The organism is Prosthecobacter sp. (assembly GCF_044232965.1).
Classification (GTDB): Bacteria; Verrucomicrobiota; Verrucomicrobiia; order Verrucomicrobiales; family Verrucomicrobiaceae; genus Prosthecobacter.
Genome location: NZ_JBIIKX010000009.1, coordinates 81,311 through 104,700, shown reverse-complemented (window position 1 = coordinate 104,700; position 23,390 = coordinate 81,311). Strand labels below are relative to the sequence as shown.

Here is a 23,390-nt window from a genome sequence, read left to right as displayed (position 1 = left end):
TTGACAAGCGAGACCGCATTGGCGCCATTGTTCGTGATGACACTGGTGACGTTGAGCTGGTTGGTCGGCAGATAAAAGAGCAGCTCATAGTTCGGGTTCGAGGCATTGGTCCCCGCAGTCAGATTGCCACCTGCGATGGTGTGCGTTGTTCCAGTGGAGAGGATGCCACCACTCTGGATGACGAGAGTTTGCGCTGCGGAAACGGTGTTCGCCTTGATGGTGAGTGTCCGGCCGGCGGTATCCTGAATGTTCAAGGAATTGATGTTGCGGCTCGCCGTCAGGCTCTGATTGGCTAGACGGAGCTTCACATTCTGGGTGCTCCCCGTGGCCCCGGCAGTCCACGAGTCTGAAGACGAGGCGGATTCTGACAAGGTGTAAGCAGCCACGCCAGCGTCTCCCAAGGCAACCACATTGTTTCCAAGCATCGTGGCCCACTCCCGCTGCTGCACCCCTGAGACCACGGTAGAGCGCACAGCCCAGCCACCGATGATGTCGTTGGTCAAAGTTGGCGCGGTCGTGAAGGAAATTGTCCCTCGGTCCAAAACACCATTAACTGTGTCAAACACCACCATCGAACCCACGGCACCCGCTGAGCGCGCCGTGAGGCCGGCGAAGGTCAGCGCATTCGAAGCGCCACTGCTCTGGAAGCTGTAAACAAAGTTGGAGCCTTCCGAGAGAGACAATTGCCCCAGAGTTTCTGCAAACGCACCGTTGCCGCTATCACCGGCGCCCACCAAGGTGACGCGACCGGCCTTTAGAACGATGGCCGCACTATCATTGACGCGATTGCCATTGTTGCTGTCGTGCCTGTTGGAGATGTTCAATCCCTGCTGCGCGGCGGCATTACCCCCGGCAGTGCTGCCGCTACCACCGACGGTGATGGTGGTGATACCCGTCAACGTTCCATTATTTGCGGCCGTCTGGCTGCCGAGCCGCAAATCAGCGGCAAGGATGTTGATGGCACCAGTCACCGTGCTGGCCGCGTTCACATTGAGGATGGCACCGTTGGTCACGTTGTCCCCAGTGCCGCGCAGCGTCAGCCCGCCAGACTGAACATTGACATTCGACGCCCAGTTCACCGTGGTCAGATTCTCAATGCCTTGGATGTAGAAACCGCCGCCAGTGACGGTGGTGGTGGAGTTGAAGTTGGTGGTTCCGCCGTCCAGCACTTGCACACCGCCTCCGATTTGCCCGGAGCCGTAGGTGAGAGCCGCATTGGTGCCCGCAACCAGCGGTGTGGCGGACAGCCGGTAGGTAGTTGGGGAAAGGATCTCCGCGATGGTCGCACCGCCCGGAATACCCGAACCCGAAACGGACATTCCCACAGCCAGTCCCACGGTGCTGCGAACAGTCACGGTGGTACCGCTGGTGTTGTAGCTGGAGATAACCCCAGCATTGAAGTTGAGATTCAGGATGCCGTTGCCTCCATCACGGACCAGGCCGCCGGAGCCTGAAACGACCCGGTTGAAGTTCCAGGTGGCACCGTTGTTGATGCGCAGGCCGAGCGAGCCGTTGTTACCGATGGCGCGGGAGCCGATGGCGGAGTTGGCTGCGCCTCCGACACCGTTGCCAATGGCGGTCGCGCTTTCAAGCACGAGAGTGGCACCCGGATTGATGAGCGTGCTGCCGCTGTAAGTGATGTTGCCCAGCGCGAGGACCTGCGTGCCGTTGCCGCTGACCACCACATTCAACACGCCGGTGCCGGTGTTGTTGGCGCGGTCACGCAAGAAGCCGTTATAGTAGCTTGTGCCGCTGGTGTTGAAGGTCAGGGTGCTGTTGGCGGACCCGCCTTCACCCTCGAGATTTTCGATCACCCCACTGGCGGTGTAATCGGAAATGCCGCGCACTGTCTCGCTGAAGCCCATCAGCTTGAAGTAGGAGTTGTTGCCGTTGTTGGCAGCGGAGTTACCGCCAAATCCCGCATCAAACAGAAGCAGCGAGGTGTTGGCGATCTGCTCGCTGGCACCAAGCTGTACCACAGTGCTGCCGAGGCCGCCCATGCTCACATTGCCGAGCTTGAGGTTGCCGGCAATGGCCCCATTCGCAACGTAAGTACCAAAGGTGGCATTACTGGCAGTGGCACCGGTAGCGTCGGTGGAAATCACGATCTGCGTGCCATTTTTGACGGCCTGAATGATTGTGCCGTTCGGGATGTTCGGATGGCCGTTGATGACCATGCCGGCATACATGCCGGTGGTGCTGGCCAGATTCACCGTACGGCGGGTGTCAAACGTGGTGGTGGCGGTCGTGGCACCTGTCGCCGCCAGCGAGATCACAAATTGAGTGGTGGAATTGATCTGCGTCACGACGGCACCAACTGGAATGTTCGGGTGTCCAGTGACTGGCATGCCGATGTAAAAGTTGTTGGTGTTTCCGGCGGTCAGATTAACGAGGGTGCTGCTGGCGGTAGTGGCGGCAGTGGACTGCTGCTGGGTGGTCCCCACAGGCGTGGCGCTGATGACACTTGTGGTCTTGGCCAGCACGAGTTGCGGGTTGCCGGCGTCGCCGAAACCACGACTGAAAACGGTAGTAAGCCCAGTGTAGGTATTGGCCGTTTGACCGTTGAGCGTAGTACGCCCCGCTCCCATGAAGTCCACGCCAAAGGTTGAACCTCCAAATTGGGAAATACCACCGCTGATATCCAGGCGGGCGGTGGCACCGCCTGAGTTCACATTGACGCGCAGATTGCTCTCCAAAATGACAGGAGCGCTGATCATGTCCACCCCGACGGTCGTGCTGTTGGACTGCACCTTGCTGAGCAAGGCGCGACCATAGTCACCGTTGTTGAAGATAAGACTGCCAGTGCCCGCACCGCGGGCGATCTCGAAGCGGTTGGTATTGTTCTGGTCTCCCATGACCAGCAAACCGACTTTTTTATCGCCATCCAAGGTCACCGTGGCATGCAGGCCGCCGAGACCGATGTCGGTGTTCATATTGACGATCGCGCCCAAAGAATTCGGCACGGACGAGGGGCGCCAGTTCGCAGCGGTATTCCACGAACCGTTACGGTTGATGTTGTAGCTGTTCATGACCAGCGGCACGACGCCCGGCTTGGTGATGGCCATGATTAACCCATAATCATTGAACAGGCTCACATCATAGACCAAACCACCCCCAAGGGTGGGCAGGATGAGATTGCCACCACCCGAACCACCGGTGCGGTAATTTTGACCGGCGTTGAAGGTGGAAAGAGCGCTGGCGTCAAGCCAGTTGCCCAGATTGAAAATGTCCCCGACCTGCGCCTTACCAGCGGTGGCGGCCAAGGTGAGATAGTTGTTCACGTCCTGAATGGTGATCGTGTGCTGCCCCAAGGTAATTTGGCCGTTGACCTGGATGAAATCATGGCGGCCGGCGGTGATCGCCGTAGCATCCCAGGCGGCGTATGTGGTGTCACGATAGCCGCCCAAGGTGTCATAGGTGTTTGTGGCCAGGGCAGAGAGCAGTCCGCTTCCGCCGTTGAGGGTGGCGTTTGCAATGGAGAAAATCGAAGACGAGCCGTCATTCAAAGCCAGGTTGCCGTTGAAGGTCAAGGTGCCCACGGCCGTGCCGAAACTACCGCCAGGACTGAGCGTCGCCCCGCTGTTGATGACATGATTGGTGCCATCAGCAAAAGCGTTGAGAACTGTTCCCGCCGTGCCGTTGACCAAGCCAGCACCAGCCAGCGTGGCACCGCTGTTGACGGTGGTGGCACCGGTGCCGGTGCGATGCGTGCTGGCTGTGCCAACTTGCAGCACGCCGCCATTCACCGTGGTGGTTCCGGTGTAGGTGTTGACCCCCGTGATGACCCAGTTGCCAGAACCTGACTTGACCAAGCTGGTGACATCAGTCCCGTTATTACCAATAACAGCGACAAGCGTGTTTGTGCCTGTGTTGGTACCGCCGAGCGTCAGTGCTCGAGCGCCTGCCCCTGTGAAAGCCACACTGCCTCCCGCGCTGCTCATGGTGAGCGTCCCCGTGCCTGATGCCTCAATGCCACCGCCGGACGCACCCAGGGTGAAGAGACGGTTGGTGGAAACAGTCGCTCCAGTGTAGCGCAAAGTGCCGCCATTGAGCACCAAATTGCCAGCCACAGCGGTGGAGGCGCCAATGTTGCTGTTTGAACCACCAATGGCAAGGTTGGCCACCTGCAAGACACCCCCGTTGATGGTGGTGACTCCAGTATAATTGTTCAGGCGTGTGAGCGCCCAGGTGTTGCTGCCGGACTTGGTCACAGACGTCAGGTTCGGAGCGGTGCCGCTGTTGGCGATCAACAAGGACATGGTGTTGATCAAGGACGCGTCACTGGTGCCCGCAAGGGTCAGCGTACGTGGCGCAACGCTGGTGAAACCTATGGAACCGGCGCTGTTGGAGAACACGAGCGCCCCGGTGCCCGACGCATCAATGGTGCCCGTGGTGCCGAGGTTGAACTGCCTGTCAGTGCTCGAACCGCTGCCAGTGTAGCGCAGTGTGCCGCCACTGATGACCAGATTGGCCGCCGCATTGTTGGAGGCACCGATGGCGCTGGCGATGCCGCCGTTCTTCAGATCAGCGATGCTGAGCACACCGCCTGTGATGGTGGTGGCCCCCGTGTAACCATTCCCGGCGGCGGCATCAAAGGCGATGCTGCGGCTGGTTTCGGCGGGCTTGAGGAGGGAGACGTTGTTCGAGTCGATGACAGTGACGGTGTAGTCTCCATCAGGGTTCGGTGTGCCGTCCGCATCAGTCTTTTGTCCATTCGTCAGGCTGTGTCCTGGGATATTGAGAAGGACGTTCTCAGCGGGAGCCATGGCATCGCTGGTCTGGTTCATCGTAAAGCGACGATCTGTATAGAGGGTAACATCATTGCCATTGCGAGTAGTAACGGTGTATTCACCGTCAGGATTCGGCGTACCATTTGCATCAGTCTTATCGTTAACCGCAAGAGTATTTCCTGGCAGCGTGAGGTTGATCGTTTGCCCGATGGACTGAACAAAGGATCCAGGCTTGATGCCGGCGCCGGTGACGAGCTGGTTCACCACGAGGCCGGCAGTGTCCGCGATGACGGTGATGGTGCCATTGATGACACCGTTGACTCCCACAAGGGAATTGCCTGGCGCCAAAATCCAGGTGCCAGCATCGGTTTTGGTCAGAGAAGTGGCGCCGGTGTTGTTGCCGATGGCCACCATCAGGGTGTTAGTGTCAATGTAGGGACCAGCACCAATTAAGGCGCCAGTACCAATGTAGGCTCCACGTAGTGTCAGGGTGCGCGCGGTGGTCGCGCCGTCGAAGCCTATGGCTCCAATGCCGTTGAAGATCAGCGCACCCGTGCCAGCCGACTCAATGGTGGCCCCGCCCGTGCCGACAGAGAACAGCCTGTTTGTGATGGCTCCGGTCCCGGTGTAGCGCAGGGTAGCATTGCCGGTGATCACTAGGTTGGTAGCGTCCTCGGCAGAGGCACCAATGCTGCTGACCGCATTACCGTCGGCAAGCGCGAAGGCCTCCAGCACACCACCAGTGATGCGCGTGAAGCCACGGTAGCTGTTGGCCGTGTTGTTAAGCTTCAACGTGCCGACGCCGGATTTGGTGAGCGCCATGCCTGCTCCGACGTCACTCACCAGCGCATTCACAGTGAGAGCGTTGCCGGCCACGTTGGCAATGTTCCAAGTTTGATCGGCGACCAGCCTGACATTGACGCTGGAATTGATCGTATGCGCGCCTGAGCCGCTCAGCACCGTGATGCCGCCGGCATTGATGCTGAGCTTGTCAGCTCCTGGCGCGCCGCTGATGGTCACGGTGCCCGTGGCGGAGGTGCCGGTGCCGGTAAAGGTCAGCCTGCCGATCTGCATGTTCGCCCCGAGTGTGGTGGCCAGCCTGGTGGCCGAGTTGGCGGTCATGAAGACGTTGTCCACCACATCCGGCACGGAGCCAGTGCCAGAACCAGTGGGAACCGAACTCCAGTTGTTGGCCGCGTCCCAATTCGTGCTCACGGAACCGTCCCAATACCAGTTGTTGATCGTCACGGTCTCCACCCCCAGCCGAAGGGCGGTGGCATTGGGAGAGAGCGTCAGCTTGTAAGCATTGGCAAAGTTGATGTCATTCCCAGAGATGGTGCTGGTGGCGGCGGTGGAGAGCGTGATCGTGGTTCCATCCACAATGGAGGCAATGGTGGCGCCGATAGGAATCCCGGTGCCGGTGACCTGCATGCCCACGTTCAAGCCAACGGTGGTGGCGAGGCCGGAAATCGTCGTGGTACCGTTGATGTCGCCTAACTGATCCTGGGAGCCGACGATGAGGCCGTTGCTGCTCAGGCTGGCGGCGGTGCCGGTGAAGGTGCTGCCTGCGATCAGATTGTAGAACTGGGGAACACCAGGAGTTCCCGCTGCCACAATCCGGGTGATGGATGTGAGGGGATTGACCGTGATTTCCACTCCGCTGGCGTTGAGAACCACGGGTTTGCTCACAATGATGCGGTCGATGTTCGTCGTGGTGGCGCCACCAATGTCGAAGAACATGCTCACAGGCGCACCGCTGGCCGCGCCAATGGTCATGGCGGTGCCGATGAACGAGGTCTGCTGCTGCAAATTGAAGGTTCCGACCGAATTGTTGGACATGTTCAGCGTGGAACCGGCGGCCAGGTTCAGCGTGGAACCGGCGGAGCCCGCGCCAGTGGTTCCAGCATTGTAGGTGGCCGCAAAAAGATTGAGAGTGGCCGGGGATGCCACGCTGATGGCGGTGTTGCCCAGCGAACCAGCGGAGAGCACCAGCGTGCCCGAGTTTACACTCGTCGTGCCAGTGTAGGTGTTCGCTCCTGTCAGCGCCCAGGTGTTCGTACCGCTCTTGACGACGCTGGTAAGCCCTGTGGCGTTGGCGATCACCGGTGCGAAGGTGTTCACGAGTCCGACAGCGGAAGTGCCGGTGAAAGTGAGCGTGCGCGCCGAGGTGCCCTGGTAGGCAAGTGCGGGCGTGCCGGTGAAGGTCAATGCGCCGCCGGAGGAGTCCAGCGTGGCCCCGTTCGCACCGATGGTGAAGGAACGGTTGGTGGTGGAGGTGATGCCGGTGTATTTCAAGGTGCCGCCATTGATGATGAGGTTCGCGGCGGCATTGGAGGCCGCACCGATGCCGCTGGAGCTGCCGCCATTGCCAAGCGTGCTGACGCTGATGGTGCCGGCGTTGATGGTGGTGGTGCCGGTGTAGTTGCTCAAAACACCGCTGAGGGTGAGTGTGCCGCTGCCCTCCTTGGTGAGGGCAAGCAGGTTTGTTGAAACCGCGGTCAGGATGCCTGAAAACACCGTGCTGGTGTTATCCCCGCCTACGGTCAGGGTCGAGATGAGATTGGGGAATCCCGTGATGGCGTTGTGGGTGTTGGTAATCACCCCGCCGCCCGCCAGGGAGCCTACCGTCTCACTACGTCCAGCCATGTCGAGCATCGCCCCGGCGGCGACAGTGAGTGCGGAACCATTGGGGATGACGCCATCGTTGGAACCCGCCGCGAAGCTGCCCAGCACCAAAATTCCATTGTTGATGTTGGTGGCCCCGCTCCACACGTTGTTGCTGTTGGTGAGCACGAGGACACCCGCTCCGTCTTTGGTCAGATCCACACCATTGGTGATCTGACCGCTGATGTAGCCAGTGGCCCATGGACTACCGACCGTGATGGTGCGTGACGCTCCGCCGAGATTCACGCCCCCGGTCAGCGTCAGATCGTAGCTCTGGTGCCAGGTCGGGCTGTCACCGCCGAAGGTGAAATCACCCGCCAGGGTCACGGCGTTGCCCACGACCGTGGTAAGCCGGAGGAAGTTGGCCGCGTTGGTGCTGTTCACGGCGTGTGACAGCGTGAAGCTGGTGTCAGAGTTGATGCTGGTGATGAACGCTCCCGTGCGCACCCCGCTGCCAACCACTGCTTGACCGACGGCCAAGGCCAGACTGGTGGCCGTGGTACCGGTGTTGATGGTGACATTGGCGCTGAGGTTGGTGGTATTCATCGAGGGAGCCAGTCGGTTGGCGGCCTGGATGATAGGATTGGAGCCGGGGCCACCACCGCCAATCGTCAGCGTGCCTCTGCCGATCGCTCCACTGCCGCTCAGCCCACTGGCGAGAGCTGCAGGAGTGCCCACCGTGTTGATGCCAAAAATGAGCGTACCATCCTTGAGATGGAAACCATTGTTGTAGGTACTGGCACCGAACAGCGCCAGCGAACCGTTGCCCTCCTTCGCAATGGCCGCTCCGCTGCTGCTAATCGGCGCGGTGATGACCAGGCCGACGGGCGAAATACCGGAGACATTGATGACCGGGGCAGCGTTGATGAAGTTAACCAGCGACCGGTCGGCCACACTGGCAGCCGCAATCAGCGGCGTGGTGCCAGGGTTGTTGTTGACAACCGTGATGGCGTTGGCGGCAGTCAGGTTCAGCGTATGCAGCGCGGTGGGCGCGTTGAACCGCACGGCGGGCTGGGTGACGCCGCCCTCATTGTTGAAGGTGAGGCTGGCGAGCGTCGTGGTGGTGGTGGCACCGTAGTTGGCAAAGTTCAAAGTGGCACCGCCATTGAGAGTCACATTACTGGTGGCCGCGATCTGGCCGGTGGTGCTGTCAAACTTGTTAGTGCCCATCGTCACATTGGCGTTGTTGATGACCAAATTCCCAGGGATCATGATCCGGGCGGCATCAGCATTAAGATTGAGCGTGCCTTGGTTGACATAAGTCGTGCCGGTGAAGTCGTTGGATGGGCTGTTGGCAGTGGTATTGCCCAGAGTCAGGGTGCCGCCGCCGCTTTTCACCAGGTCAACCGTTCCCGTGATCCTGGTGTTGAAGGTGGTGGTGCCCTGGTTGACGAAGACAAACAGTTCCGAGCCGCTGGAGGTCAGTGCCGAACCCGCATTGGCGGATACGATGTTGGTGGCCTGCCCAGTGTTGGTCAAAAGGCCCACGCCCAGGGACAAAGTTACGGCGGCTGTGCCGCTGCCTAGAGTGATGGTCTGAGCGGCGCCCCCATTGGCCATGCGCAGGGAGTTAACGCTCTTCGAGAGTGTCAATATGCGGTTGGAGGTGTCATTGATGTTCCATGTCGCCTGGGTGGTGGTGGAACTGAGGTCGCCACCATGGTAGCCGGGAAATACATTGCCGCCTGCAAAGGTGTTGCCTCCGATCGTCGATCCAAGCTCACCCACGCCCACACCGTCTTTGTAGGTGGCGAAGCTGTTGCCATTTACCACCGCCCAGCCGCCGATGAGGTTGTTGGTCAACTGACCGGCGGAGAATCCGGCACCGTTGATGGTGGAAATGAGCACCTGGGCGTTGTTGTTGTTGCCCGTTCCACCCATGCCCACGTTGGAGACGAAGTTGACCACGCCGTGGTCCGCCGTGGTCCGCACCAGATTGCCGATGGCAAGCTGCACCGCGCTGCCGGCATTGAACGATGGGAAAACGTTCACGATGCTGCCGCCGCCCTGGATGGTCACGTTGCCCAAGGCTACCGTGGTGTCAAACGAGCCGCCACCCTGGATAGTAAAGGTTCCTCCCAGAAGATTGAGCGGGACGCTGGCCGCCACACGGGTGGGATTCGAGTTGTCCAGCGGATTGAGCCCCCGGTTCTCCCACTGCAACTGCGAATAATTCACCGACACCGAAGAAGTACCGGAGAGCGTGCCGCTGTCACGCAGGGTGAGCGTGTTGCCGCTCACGATGGTGGCCCCGGTGTAGGTGTTGGCGTTGCTGAGGATCAGTTCGCTGTTGCCGCTCTTGTTGAAGCCTAGGTTGCCGGTGAGGCTGCCGCCAAAGACGCCGCTGCCCGTGTTGACGGTCAGCATGGCCGCTGTGGCGGAGCTGTTGGTGATCTCGCCCCCGACTGGCAGCGAGTTGGCGGTGCCCAGGGTGCCGAGCATCTGGCTCCCGCCATTGAGGTCCACTTTGCCGCCGTTCATGTACAAATTGGAATATGCGGCCACATGCGAGGTTGCGGTGAGGTCCGGCCTCACCAGACCGAGCGAGTCATTCGAACCATCGAGCATGAGCGTGCCTTCGTTCACGATGGTGTTGCCATAGTAGTAGCTTCTGGCACTGAGCGTGAGCGTGCCGGCTCCTGATTTGACGAGACCCCCACCGACGTTCCACAAAATGCTGCTGATGTTGAGGTTCGTGTTTTCCCCGATGGTGTGGAAGTAGAACCAGCCGCTGTAGGCACCCAGACCGGGGGTGGTGATGCCCGCGTTGCCCTCAAAAGCCAGGACACCGCCCGTTCGCACAAATTCGGTGAGAATGCCGCCATTGACGAGGTTCCCCCCCCATCGGCTTTGGAGGCCATAGGCGGCGGCTGAGTAACCTACGGATGAGGTGATGCCGATGCCACCCCCGCTTAGCAGGCGCACGCTGTTGATCGCCGCACTGAAGCCGTTGCTGATCATCTCATTGGAACTCAGGGAGAAATTGTCCTGTGAAAGACTCGCCAGGGTGGTGCGCATTTCATTGTCCGCCAGCGGCCGCAAATAACCTGAGACCGAGTCCTTGGTGACGAAGGCCGTTCCTTGGCCGGTCAGGGAAGAGTCCGCGATGATGTCCGGACGGGTGTTCATGGTGAAAGTGCCGTTGCCGGTGTTCAACTGGGTGAACAGGACCGGGAAATTCGTGACCGCCAAATTGGCAAAGCCATCCTGCGCACCGGCAACACCCACCGCGTTGAAATTACCACGCAGCAGGAGCGTGCCGCCCGTGCTGATGCTGGAGAGATTCGTCACCGTCAAAGTAAGATTGCGAGCAGGATTAGCTTCCAGATCCAGCAGGCCGCCGCCATTGGCCACCGTGAGCGTCGTCAGCAGTTCCGTGGTGTTGACACTGCTGTTGCCGACGATCCTGAGCGTGCCACCGCTGATGTTGAGAGTGGAGTTGGAGTCGGCCACATTGATAAGGGGCGAGGCCAGGCGGTTGTTGACGTTGGTGCCGCTGTTGTCCAGCAGGAGTGTGCCGCTTTTCTGGATCGTCTGGGTCGGCATCAATGCCTTTCCGGCGGCTCCGCTGTAGGCCAGCGTGCCCTGGGAGATGGTGACGGTGCCGGTGGAGCCGCTCAGCGCGTTCTGCGTGCCGGTGATGGTCATGGTTCCTGTGCCCACTTTGTTGAGGAACACCCCATTGGGCACGCCGTCGTTGAAGCGGTTGATCTGGCCGGAGAAGCTGGAGTCGTTGTTGTTGAAGCCCACCGTCAAAGTCTGCGCATTGGCGACGCTGTTGAAGACTGAGCCACTGCCACCCAGGCTTCCCCAGACCGTGGCCTGGCCGTTCAGATTGAGGGACGTGCCCGCGCCAAGATTCAGGTCCGCGAAACGGGAACCACTGTTGAATGCGCCGGACTGGATATTGCCGGCCACCACATTGACCGCGCCAGTGAAGGTGGACTGGTTGATTTGCAGCACGCCGTCACCATTCTTGGTGAAGCCGCCGGAAGACCCCACCACGCCACCCATGATCAGGCCTGGCGTGGTTGGTGCGAAGTTGGTGAAGGTGTTGAAATCGTAGGTGTTGACCGTGACGGTGTTGGCGGTCGGTCCCAGATCAATGCGGCCAACCAGCAGCGGAGCAGCCGCCGGATTGAACGGGTTTGAAACAATGCCGCCAGTGCCGATGGTGAGCAGCCCTTCACCCGTGCTGACCGTGGGAGACGTAGTGCCGCCACCCGTGCCGTTGAACACGAGGCCATGCAGATTTTGCGCACCCGCCAGAACGAGAAGACCGGTGCCATTGACGGTGACTGTGTTGGCCATGAACAGGCTTGCCGTGGCGTTGCTTGCCCCGGCGGCATTGCTCAAAGTGATCGTATTGGCACCGATTGCTGTGATGATCGTGCCATCCACAATACCAGCCCCTCGCACCATCTGCCCGACCACCAAGTTGGAAGTATTGATGCCGGTCACCGTGGCGCTGCCATCGGTGGTCGCACCTGTCTTGCTAATGTCTATCACGCCACCCACTTGCTGCGCCAAGATACCGCTGCCGGACTGAGCGCCCCCATTGATGGTGATGTTGCCTGCTCCGAGGTTGCCGGTAGAACCGACGATCAACACACCACCATTGACCACCGTGCCGCCAGTGTAGGTGTTCGTGCCGTTGAGGGTCAGATTGGCCAAGCCATCACTGCCAGAATAGACTAGGCGCACAGCACCTGTGCCGTTGTTCACGATCGCCGCATCAATGGTGGTTGTGGCATTACCAAAACCATAGGGCAGTGCATGCACATACAGATCACTGGCATTGTTCAGTGTGCCGCTGGTGATCGTCCCATTGGTGATCGTAATGTTACGGTTGGCTCCGTTGTGGGCCAGGAGCAGGCCGCCCCCTTGAAGCGTCAGCTTGAATCCGCCCAGATTAACCGTGGTGACGGCGGCGGTGGGATTGACCATGGCAAAGGTGTTGACCTTGGTATCGGCGAACAGAGGCCCCACATTGGCAGTAGCGCGAATGTTGTCAGTCTCCAGCGGTGTCCCGGTCAGGGTGTTGATGGAATACCCGGCGAAGCCCACGCGATTGAGAGCTCCCACGCCGAGGCCTGGGATATAACTCGCGAATTCACGATCCACGACAGCCCATGGCCCGATCAGATTGTTCATCAGGCCACCTCCCACCGTGCTGGTGGATGAGCCGTTGAGAGTGGTGATGAGAATACGCGCGTTGCTGCCAATGGTTCCAAGTCCGGTGGGACCGTTTTCAGGGAGGCGTAGCGTGGCTGTCGAACCTCCCGGCCTGGACAGCGAAGTGAGATTCAATGTGGCAGAATTGACGCCCGTGCCACCCACTGCCGACTGAATCATGTTATAACCCTCCGCCAGAATGACATTGCCCACCGATTGCGAGGTTTCGGTCTGGGCACGTCCTTGATACACCAAGGATCCACCACGCAAGGTAATATCGGCGGCTAGATTCACCCGATTGGCCAAAGCAAAGTTGACGTTGTCGTTGAGCTGCAGGTAGGCGTAGTTGACAGCGATGGAGGTGGTGTTGGTCAACCGTCCGCCATTGGCCAGCAAATTGATGCCCCCGGCAAATACCGTGGCCCCGCTGTAAGTACTCTCATCCAGGAGATTGTACTGTTGTGGGCTGCTCTTGAGGAAGCTCATGGCTCCGGCACCGGCTTCCTGCTTGATCACCCCGCCCCAGTTGAAGCCGCCATTGTCAGCTCCAACGATGAAAGCGGCCTGTTGACCAATAGCGCTGTTTGTAACAGTACCTGCATTGCCCTGCAGCGCCGCACCATCACCACGGATGCCAAAGACGAACTGGGAGGTCCCGTTCAGATCCAGGGTGGCTCCTGGAGCTACCATCAGGAACTGGTTGGGCGTCAGGGTGTTGTTCCCGCCGCCAAGTTTCACCGTGCCTGCGTTGATCGCAAAATTTCCCGTCAATGTTTGACCGCTGAGGTTGGCGACACCGGCCCGGTCATCCGGCGCATTGATGATCAGGGTGCCGCCAAGGTCTTTGACAAAGCCCGCCCCACCCGTGAGCACACTGCTGATGGTGAGGGTGCCTGAATTAACAGCGACATACGCCTGCACATTCGCGTTGTTGTTGATATCAGCGAAGTTCAGCCGTGGAACGCTAATCGTGTTGTTGCCAGAGGAGTTGAGGATCGCGCCGGCCCTCAACGCAAGAGTGGCGCCCTGCGTCGTGATTCCGCTTCCAATATTAAGGCCATTCCCGGAAATCTTGAGGGCATTGATGGCCCTGTTTGTCGTGCCCGAAAAGGTGGCCGCACCAGAAATGTTCATGGTGGCAGTGTTATTGGCTGCCGTGTCGATGTTGTTGCTGACGTCATAGGCCGCAAACGCCTGGATGCCGTTGCCGTTTCCCGCCGTTCCATTGTGATTGTAGGAGACAAAGTCCGTCCCATTCAGGGTCGCACGCAGAACCACATTGTTGATCATCCCCAGAGTGCCCGCTGCTCCCGGCGCATTGGTGAGAAGGATTCTGTTGTTGGCGTCCACCCCCAGCCCTACCCCCGCGAAAAGAGTGCTCGAATCCCCCCCGTTGTTCCATTGAAGAAAGGTCGTCAGATTGGTGCCCGCACCACGGGTGGAGGTTATGACATTGGTCTTGCCCCGGTTGGTGGTCAGCGCACCAAATGTCTGACTGTATGCCCCGGTGCCACCAAGATATGTCAGCGCACCACCGTTCAACGTGACCGCACGAACGCCAGAAAAGTGGGTGACAGCAGCGCCCGCGCTGTCGTCGATCAACAGCTCTCCGGTAGGCCCCTGAACCGTTATCGTGCTCGTCCCACCGATGGTGACTCCAGCGCCAGTGATTTTGAAGGTTCCCTCATTAACCACCAAGCCACCTCCGAAGGAAGCGCTATTGGCGCTGAGCGTCGTCGTGCCACTGCCCATTTTGGTGATCGAGGCAACCGCACCGAAGCCCGTGGTCGTTTTATTGATGGTTCCTGCACCGGCAAACGTCAGCGCCTGCCCGCTGCTCAGTGCGCCCGTCAGATTAAGCGTCGTTCCCGAGTCCGCTCCGATGGTCGTGGCCGATCCAAGCGTGATGGTGCCACTGACGGTGTTGCTGCCAGAAAACGCCTGCAAAGCGCCACCATTGTTGATGCCCGAGCCGTTCAAGGTCAGCGGCTCGGCAATGCTGACGCCACCCAGTTGGAGAGCGGCTCCGGTACCGGTCACCACAGTGGCGCCCGCCGTTGTGCCAAGCGCGCTGTTATTTGTGGCTCTAACCGCACCCGAACCAACCGTGAGAACACCCGTCCAAGTCGTATTAGCCGCGGCGAGCACCAGCGTGCCATTGTCATTGAGGCGCAGCGCGTTGTTCACAACCCCAAGACCGAAGGCGGTGCTCAGGGTCAGCACTTTGCCTGCGGTGACCTCAATGGCGTTGCTCGTCGCATTGAGTTGGATCGTCCGGCTTGTCGTGAATGTTTCGGTGGCCCGCAGACCGACGCCAGTGGCCGCATTGACATTCAGGCTCACTTGGTTGAGCGCATTCCCCATGGCCAGATCACTGTTGACGGCAAGCACCCCTCCCAAAACTTCCAAGGTGCCGGTGAGAGTTGCGCTATTGTCACCACTGAGCGCCAGCGTGCCGGTACCACTCTTGATGATGCCGGAGGATCCTGAAACCGTGCCTGCAAAGGTCAGCCCCTGCACCACATTCGAGGCGGTGGCGGTGGAAACATTCACAACCTGATTAGCCCCCAGTGCCACGCCTCCGGTCACTTTAAGGCCATGGCCGTGGTTGTTTGTGACCGCCAGCGGTCCGCCAAGAGTGCCGCTGAGGGCTATCTCCAGCGTTTTATTCGAAGCCGTGAGAAACAAGGGGGCATAGGATGCGCCCAATCGTCCCACTGTCAGGCTGACAGCTTCCGTAGGAGCCAGCGTGATGCCAGTGGCGATGGTCTGGAGAGAGCCAGTGCCGTCCCCGTCATGCAGCAGGGCAATGTTGCCAGCGGCAACGCCAAGGTTCACAAGCACCGTCTTGCCCGCAGCCACGGCTCCCAGCGCCAGGGTTCCCAGGCCCGTTTTGGTGATAGTGATGTCATTGCCACCCGTCCTGGTGATTGTGCCGAGGGCAGCGGTCATGCCAGGGTTTTTCACGTCGATGGTCACGGCTCCAGGCAGCGTCACCGTGCCGCTGAGCGCCAGGTTGGTGCCTGCGGCCACCGTGCTGTCAAAACCAAAATTCCCAGTCACGGTGACATTGTTGCCGATGATGAAGTTGCCATTGGAAAGCAGTTTGGTGCCACCGGCGACGGTCAAAATCCCCGTGGCATTGGTGGTGGCGTTCCATTTCCCCAGAGGGCCGGCCGTGACTTCGCCCAGCGTGCCGCTGTTGAAGACACTGCTGGCGGCAATGAGAATACCACCTGCCTGCAAATCCACGCCTCCAGTGAAGGTGTTGGTTCCGCCCAGTTGCAGGAGTCCATTGCCAGTCTTGATGATACCCCCCCCCGCTCCACCGATGATAGTGCCGGTGATGTTCAACGTCGGAAGCAGAGGAGCTAGGCCTACCCCATTCGCTGTGACCGGGGCCACATCAAAGGTGCGATTCGCCGTCCCCAGGGAGATTGAGCCGCTGGAGGCAAAGGTAAGGAGACTATTCCCGGAGGCGGTGACGGCCGAGGACAATGTAACCGCCGTCCCACTCTTGGCAGTGATCGTGGTGCCTGCGGCAATGCCAGAGCCAGTGACCGCCATCCCGACAGTCAGACCACCGCTGCTGCCAACTGTGATGGTGTTGCTGCCATTGACCAAGCGAGAGAACATGGCTCCTGTGGTGATGGTCGAGGTATTGCCCAGGTTGGAAGCAGTGGCCGTGATGCCGCCATTCAGAGTGAGCGTGCCTGCACCAACATGCAGCGTGGGGGTGTTGCCACCTGTGTTGTCGAAGTTCAATCCACCGAGCGTCTGGTCAAAGCCGTTCAACTCCAGCGTGGAACCGCCATTCATGAACACCGTGGCACCGCTGGCGAGCTGGTTTGAACCGCCAAAGACCACCGTGGAGGTGCGTTCCGCTGCCGTTGCGCCGTTGGTGCTGGCGCCGCCGGTGATGGTCAGATTACCGGTGCCGAGCGCCTGGGCCGAGGAATTCAACATGACGAATCCCGCGTTAACGAAGGTGCCTCCCGTGTAAGTGTTGTTGCCGGTCAGAAGCACTTCATTGGAACGGAGACCACTGATGCCAGCGGTGGTGCCGCGCCCTTCGGTCCCATTAATCACCAGCGTCACCGCTCCACCGTCGAGATTGTCCTTGATCCTAGCGGACACAATGAGATCACGATTGTACACATTATTGTTGCCATTCAAATAATTAAGCGCGTGCAGGTAAAGATTAGCTGCGCCGCTGCCAATGCCAGCGGTCAGATCCCCGTTCTGAATGGTGATCGGCATTTGCAGACCGCTGACGAAATCACGATTGGTTGGCGCGGTGGTGGGGGTGTTGGCATTGCCGTCCAGTGTGACTCGCAGGCCGTTCACTGCTGTCACCGTCCTGCCCAGCAGGGTCGATCCCACCACCAGAGACTGAGGCATGCTGGAAACGTCCACGATGTTGCTGGTGGTCGAACTGGTCACCACCGTCACCTGGGGATTGATGAGATCGAAGCCCTGGGAGGCGATCAAACCACCGCTTCCAAGGGTCAAAGTTTTGGTTCCGAGATCCAAGGTGCTATCCCCAGCCACCACCATGGCCAAGCTATTGATAGTGCGGTCATTCGTCAGTGTCACAGTCTGCGGCAGATTCAGGGTGGGGTTGGCCGCGCTGAGATTCTGATTGATGGTAAACTGGGTGCCACTGACGATGGAAGCCACCGTTGCCCCCACAGGAACACCCGTCCCGAGAACCGCGTCTCCGACGCTCAAACCAACCGTGCTGCTGATTGTGAGCAAATTAGTCCCTATTGTACCAGTGGAAGCCACTCCTGGGAACGACAGGCGGATGTTGTCTGTGGCGGCACCCGAGTTGATGTCATTGGGCGAGTAACCGGCATAGCCCACGCCGTTCAACGCCCCCACACCCGTGCCGGGGGTGTAGCTGGCAAACTCGCGCTCAAACACCGCCCAGCCGCCAATGAGATTATTGATAAGTCCATCACCCACAGTGGTGGTTGGCTGTCCGTTCAGATTGCCGATCATCACACGACCGACATTGTTGCCCAAGGCACCGTCCACATTGAGAAACCGCAGCGTGCCCCGATTCATCTGAGTCAGGCTGGTGAAGGTGACCACGGAACTGTTGATGCCCGTGCCAGGCTCAGCCACATTCAGTATGCTATTGCCTTCCTTCAATGTGAGGGCCCCAAACACCTCGGTGCCTTCGGTGCCGAAACGAGCACGGTACTCCAGCATGCCACCGCGCATCGTGATCGGAGCCGTGTCACTGACCCGGTTGTCCACCTGCTGCTCATAAATGCCTGTGGCGTTGTTATTGGTAATAAGAAGGGTGGCCTGGCTGATCTCGATTGATGAAGAGCTGCCCGTATCGCCCAGAGTGGCTTTGCCAAGCAGTTGGGTGAGCCCGCCATTCAGGATGGTGGCTCCAGTGTAGGTGTTGGTGTTATACAAGTTCCAACCGTTAAAGCTTCCCGCCCCGGTCGAGCGCACCAGCGCCACATTCCCATTGATGCTGCCGGAGAAATTATTGTTGCCATTCGCCAGCCCAAGCGTGGCTTGGGTGACTGAAGAATTAATGACATTCCCGCCCACCCCCGGAATCAACAGGGCATTCTGGGCGAAGGCCGTGTCCAACCGCAGGGTGGTGAGCGTCTGCGAACTTCCGTTGAGATCCAATGAACCTCCTTGAAGGATGAAATCATTGTTGAAGAACAGGGTGTTGGTTCCGCCGCTGGCTAGTTTGAGAGTACCTTGGTTCACGGCCGTGGCACCCGAGTAAAACTGCTGGGCGGCCAAAGTCATGGTGCCCTCGCCAGTTTTGACCAACCCGCTCGAAGAGCCAATCATCGTCGCCGAGACATTCAAGTCTGCCAAGGTGTGGTAAATGTACTGCCGGTTATTCAGGGCGCGCATGATCCCGCCGCTGATGCCAGCGTTCCCCGTACCCGTGAGAGCCAGCACGCCACCACTGTCCAGAAAGAGCGTCTGACTGGACTGTGCGCTGGTCCCGCCCCCGTTGTTCAAGGTCAGTGAATTCACAGTCATGCTATTCGCCGTCAGTGTGTTGGCGATGGTGCCGACGGCGGAAAGCCTCACATTCATAGGCGTCATAACGCCACCCAGATTGTTGGTGAGCGTTGACGTCATCTCGGTGTCGGCAAGCTTGCGCAAAACACCGTTCACTGTGTCTGCCGTGGCAAAGGTCGTGTCTGTGTTGAGGCCCCCATTGGTGATGATCGCATAAGGCAGAATGCCTTTGGAAAAGGAACCGACCGCTCCATTCTGGCCGCTGAACACAAAACCCGTCCCTGTGGCTTGCATGGTGGCGGTGTTCGCACCTGCCGCACCACCCAGATTGCTTCCGATCAACTCCAGGGTTCCGGTGTTGGCAGCGGCGGCACCGTTGACTGTCGTGCGGGTGACGGTACCCGTGGTCAGATTGAGAGAACCGCCGGTGCTTCCAGCAGTGAGGGTGATGATTGAGTGCCCCGCATTCAGGGTGAACGCTCCGATGACCTCATTGGTTGTGCCTGCATTGACACCCGTGATGTTAACAGCACCGCCGTGCAGCGTCAGCCCGCGTCCACCGAGGCGGTTGTTAATGTTGCCCCCCACATTATTGTCCAAGCTCAGCACCCCGTTAGGGGTCACAAAAACAGTGTATGCGCCTGCTGCCACGATTGGAGCACTCAAGGCACCGGCATCGCGCAAGACCAAGGTTCCTTGGTTCACATAAATACTCTGACCTGAGAAGGCGTTGGCGGCCTTGAGGTTCCACACACCAGAGCCAGCTTTCACCAAAGAGAAGGTGTTAATGTTCGTGCCCGTGGGATTTAGGCTGCCATCGTGCCCGATCGACTGGGTGATGTTTCCTGTTCCGCCGCCGGTAAGAGCAAACCAAGCCCCCCTGCCGGTGCCACCGCCCGCGGTTCCAACTCGTCCGGTCATCACCCCGCCGATGTTCAGCGTCGAACCGGTTTCCACCCCAATGACGGCCCCACGCATAAAGCCGTCCTGCGTGCTTTGCCCCGAAAACGAAATGGTGCCATTCCAGTTGTTGACCCCTGTAACACTACGCAAAGCTCCCGCTCCGTTGATGCCGTTGGAGGTGTTGTTGTTGCCGGGGGTAAACACCAGCGCCTCAGCGATGGTCAGTCCAACACCGCCACCCAAGGCATTAGGGTCTCCATCCAACTCCAGAGCAGCCGCCACGTTGGCAATCAGCGTGGCCCTGGCCGCGACGCCACTGCCCAGATTGAAAGAACCTGGGTTACCCAAAGCTGCCGCGTTGTTGATCCTGAGCACTCCCTGCCCCACGATCAGATTGCCATTCCAGCCGGTTTGTGCCTGGGTCAGCAGCAGTGTGCCTCGGTTGTTTTTTTGCAGATCGAAATTGGCATTCGCAAAGGTAAACGCCGAGCTCATCGTCAGCATGTTTCCAGCCGTCACCTCCAAGGAATTGTTCTGCTGGTTCATGATGAACGTCCGGCTGGAACTAAAAATACCGTTGCCATTGGTTCCGTTGCCATCCACCCGCAAGCCGACCGTGGCCGAGTTGGTGTTGACGAGAATCTGGTTTGTCGCATCCCCAAGCGCTCCGTCATTGGTGAACGCCAGCACACCTGCCGAGACGTTAATCATTGAGTTTGCATTCACAGTTGTGGTGGCCCCTGCAAGCGCCTGATTGAGCGCCAATTGAGACAACACCAAGGTCGGGTCAGCCACCGACACCGGAGTGTCCAAGGTCAGTTGCCGACGGACCAAAGTGGGATTGTCAGCCGTGATGGCCTGGCTTAATCTCAAACTGCTGGTATCAATGATTTCAGCCACATAAGTCCCAGGTGCAATGCCATTGCCACTCACTGGCATGCCCACCCGGAAGTCAGCGGTCCCATTTTCGACATTCGACACAATGTTAGGAGTGAAAAAAATCGAACCCGTGGTGGTGTTCGTAAAGTTGTTGTTCACCGCCGCCACTTTGGTGCCAGCAACGATGCCCGTGCCGGAAACCGGCATGCCCGCGCTAAATAGGGTGCTCAGATCCACCCCGAGCGTCAGCACGGTGCCGCCGTTGGCCACGCTGGCCGCGTAGTTCCGCACATTGATGGCACTGACACTCGTTCCAGCGTTGATGTTGGTGCCTGTGATTCTTTGTCCCGCCACCAACTTTGCCACGCTTTCAACCGTCAAAGTCGAGCCCGAACCAAAAGCGGAGAAGCTCACAGGACCGCCAAAGTTGTTGGTGTTGTCACTGAGCATCAGTGTCCCGCCGCCGTTTTTGAGGATGCTTGCCCCCACCCCGGTCACCTGTCCGGCCAAGTGGAGGCCAGTCGGCGCGTTTGATGTGGTCGCATTGTTGACGGTGAAGGTCGGCGCACCGGTCAGCGTGGTCAATCCAGTCACTTGCAGGCCATAACCGTTGTTGTTGGCCACCGTCACGGTCTGCCGTCCGGCGCCGAGGCTCGTGATTTGTGCCAGTTTGTTCGCCGCTTGGGTGTAGTATGGCGCTTGGGAGGTCGCTGTGCGCCCGACAGCCAGCGTGGCATTTCCAGTCACCGTGATGGCGTGGTTGAAGGCAAAATTCTGTGTGCTCCCGCTGCCGTCTCCATCATCCAAGAGCTGCAGAGTCCCCCCCGCCATGGTGAATGTCTTGCCAGAAAGAGCGCTCACGCCCTCCACTCTCAGGTTGGATCCAGCTTCGAAGTTCAGAGCTCCTGCAAAACCAGCATTATTGCCCTTGAGCGTCACCACACCGCTCTGAGAGGCAAAACCGATCCGCTGTGCAACACTGTCAGCCTGTGCCGTGATGGCGGAGACAGTGGTCCCCGCATTTTTCTGCGTGGATCGAATCACCAGGGAGGTCGTGTTGTTACCCGTGATGCTCCCTGCGATCACCAGATTGGCACCCGGGTCGCTGGCAGGACGCCCGCCTGCGATGGCGTCTAAAACCAACGTTTTACCGGCTGCAATGCTGATCCCGTTGGAAATGCTACCCAGCGTGACGGTGACCGCATTTGCCACGGATTGTATCACGGCATTTTGCTGCACCGTGACCTTGTTGTTAAACACCGGGCCAATACCCGCAGCGGTAGCTCCCTTGGTGTCCAGCACCAGATTTCCATTGGCGAGGACGATCTCCGCCGCGCCAATCGGGTTGTTGGAACTCACCGCCGAGCCGGTCAGCACCAAAGCACTGTTCACTCCCATCATCTTGATGGCGGATGTTGATCTTAAAGAGTTCGGGCTGGTTGTCTGGCTGAAGTGCAGCCACCCTGTGCCCGTCTTTTCGATTGTCATGCTGCGCAGGTTTTCATCTGACACCACCCCGTCAAAAGCCACATTCATGTCAGAAGCGATGGTGACCGTGCCATTGACACCCGACCCTGGGGTGCCAAAAATCGTCGGCGCAACCTGCGTTCCTCCAAACCTCAGGGTCTTGCCAAACCCTGCCCCATTGCCAGTCACGATCGCACCATTGTTTGCCTCACGAGATTCCACGGTCAAAGTCGCTCCGCTGTTCAGCAGCAGCTTGCCCATCTGCGCGGAAGTGAAGTCCGTGTCCGTCAAGCTGATCACGGCACTCCCCTGCACATGCACGGCATTGCCCAACTGCAGGGCGTTGCTGGATCTGCCAGCCTCATTGACATCAGCCTGGACCAAACTCGCACTCGGTATTACCTGACGGATGTAGCCGGTTTGGGGACCCGCGTAGCCCAAATTCATGCTGCCACCACCACTCCCCTGCACATAATCAATGCGAATGTCATGGGAGCCTTGAGCCAGCGCTATGGGTGCGCTGGAAAGGTCTGTCGCCCCTTTCCCACCATCGTTGTTGAGTATCAATACTCCGTCAATGTAGATGCGTGCGCCATCATCCGGGCTGGCAAAAAAAGTATAATCTCCCGATGTGCCAATATTAACCTTGCCGACCCACTGAACCGCATAAGAGCCAACCGTCTGCGTATTATCGTTGGCATCCACATAGCGGATGGACGTGGTGGCGGCGCTGCCGTTGAGCGAGGATACCGTGTTAGTGTTCGTCGCGGGAAGCCCGAGTGCGGTAGCGCCTCCAGGCACAATCACCCCCGTGGCGTTCCCGGTAAAATCCACTCGACTGCTGTCACCCGTTCCATTGGTGGCGAAAAGGCGTCCCGACAGGCCTTGATCAGAACTGGAGGATCCCACAATATTCAGCCTTGAGCCAGCTTCGAGACTGATCGCGTTTGCTCCCAGAGGATTCTTCCCACCGGTCAGATCGAGCGGTCCCACATCCACAGCCAGACTGGCCCGGTTCTTCACGGTGATACCTCCAGATAGAGTGGTCAGCGCACTTGCAGCATTGCCCCCAAGTTTCAATTCGCCGTAGTAGGTTCCAGGAGACCCGGCTGTGTCAATAAACTCGACCGTCAGACCATTGGTTCCTGTCAGCTTCGCTTGGATGGTGGCAAAGGTTTCCGCTGCTCCTTTGAGGGTGACCTTGGCAGGCCCGGCAAAATTTAAGGTGTTCGTATCCGAAAACGCAAAGAGCGACATATCGTTGGTGTCGAACACAAGCGAGCCAACAGACACCGGTTCTGTGATGAACACCACACTGGGACCACTCCCGGCATTGCCGAACACCGCAGTGTGATCGCCTACATTGCTCCACGCTGTTCCTCCGGTGCTAGGAGCCAAGCCCCAGTAGGCCGATGTGGTATCCCAGTTATCACTGGCTGTTGATGACCCGCCAGGGGCCCAGTAGAAAGTCGAAGCCTGAAGCGGTGTGGCGACCTGCAACGCAGCCACAAGCAGGGTCATGAACCAGCCTAACAGGAGGCGGTGATGGCGGAGTGTTTTCAT

General features: G+C 59.1%; 1 protein-coding gene (cut by a window edge). It reads right to left on the bottom strand.

What is annotated here, in order from left to right; translation table 11 throughout:
• Positions 1-23,390, bottom strand: the 5' portion of a protein-coding gene (locus ACILSI_RS06145; protein WP_395720976.1) for an autotransporter-associated beta strand repeat-containing protein. It extends 8,434 nt beyond the left edge of the window; the window shows 23,390 of its 31,824 coding nt (coding positions 1-23,390); the start codon lies at positions 23,388-23,390; its stop codon lies off the left edge, out of view.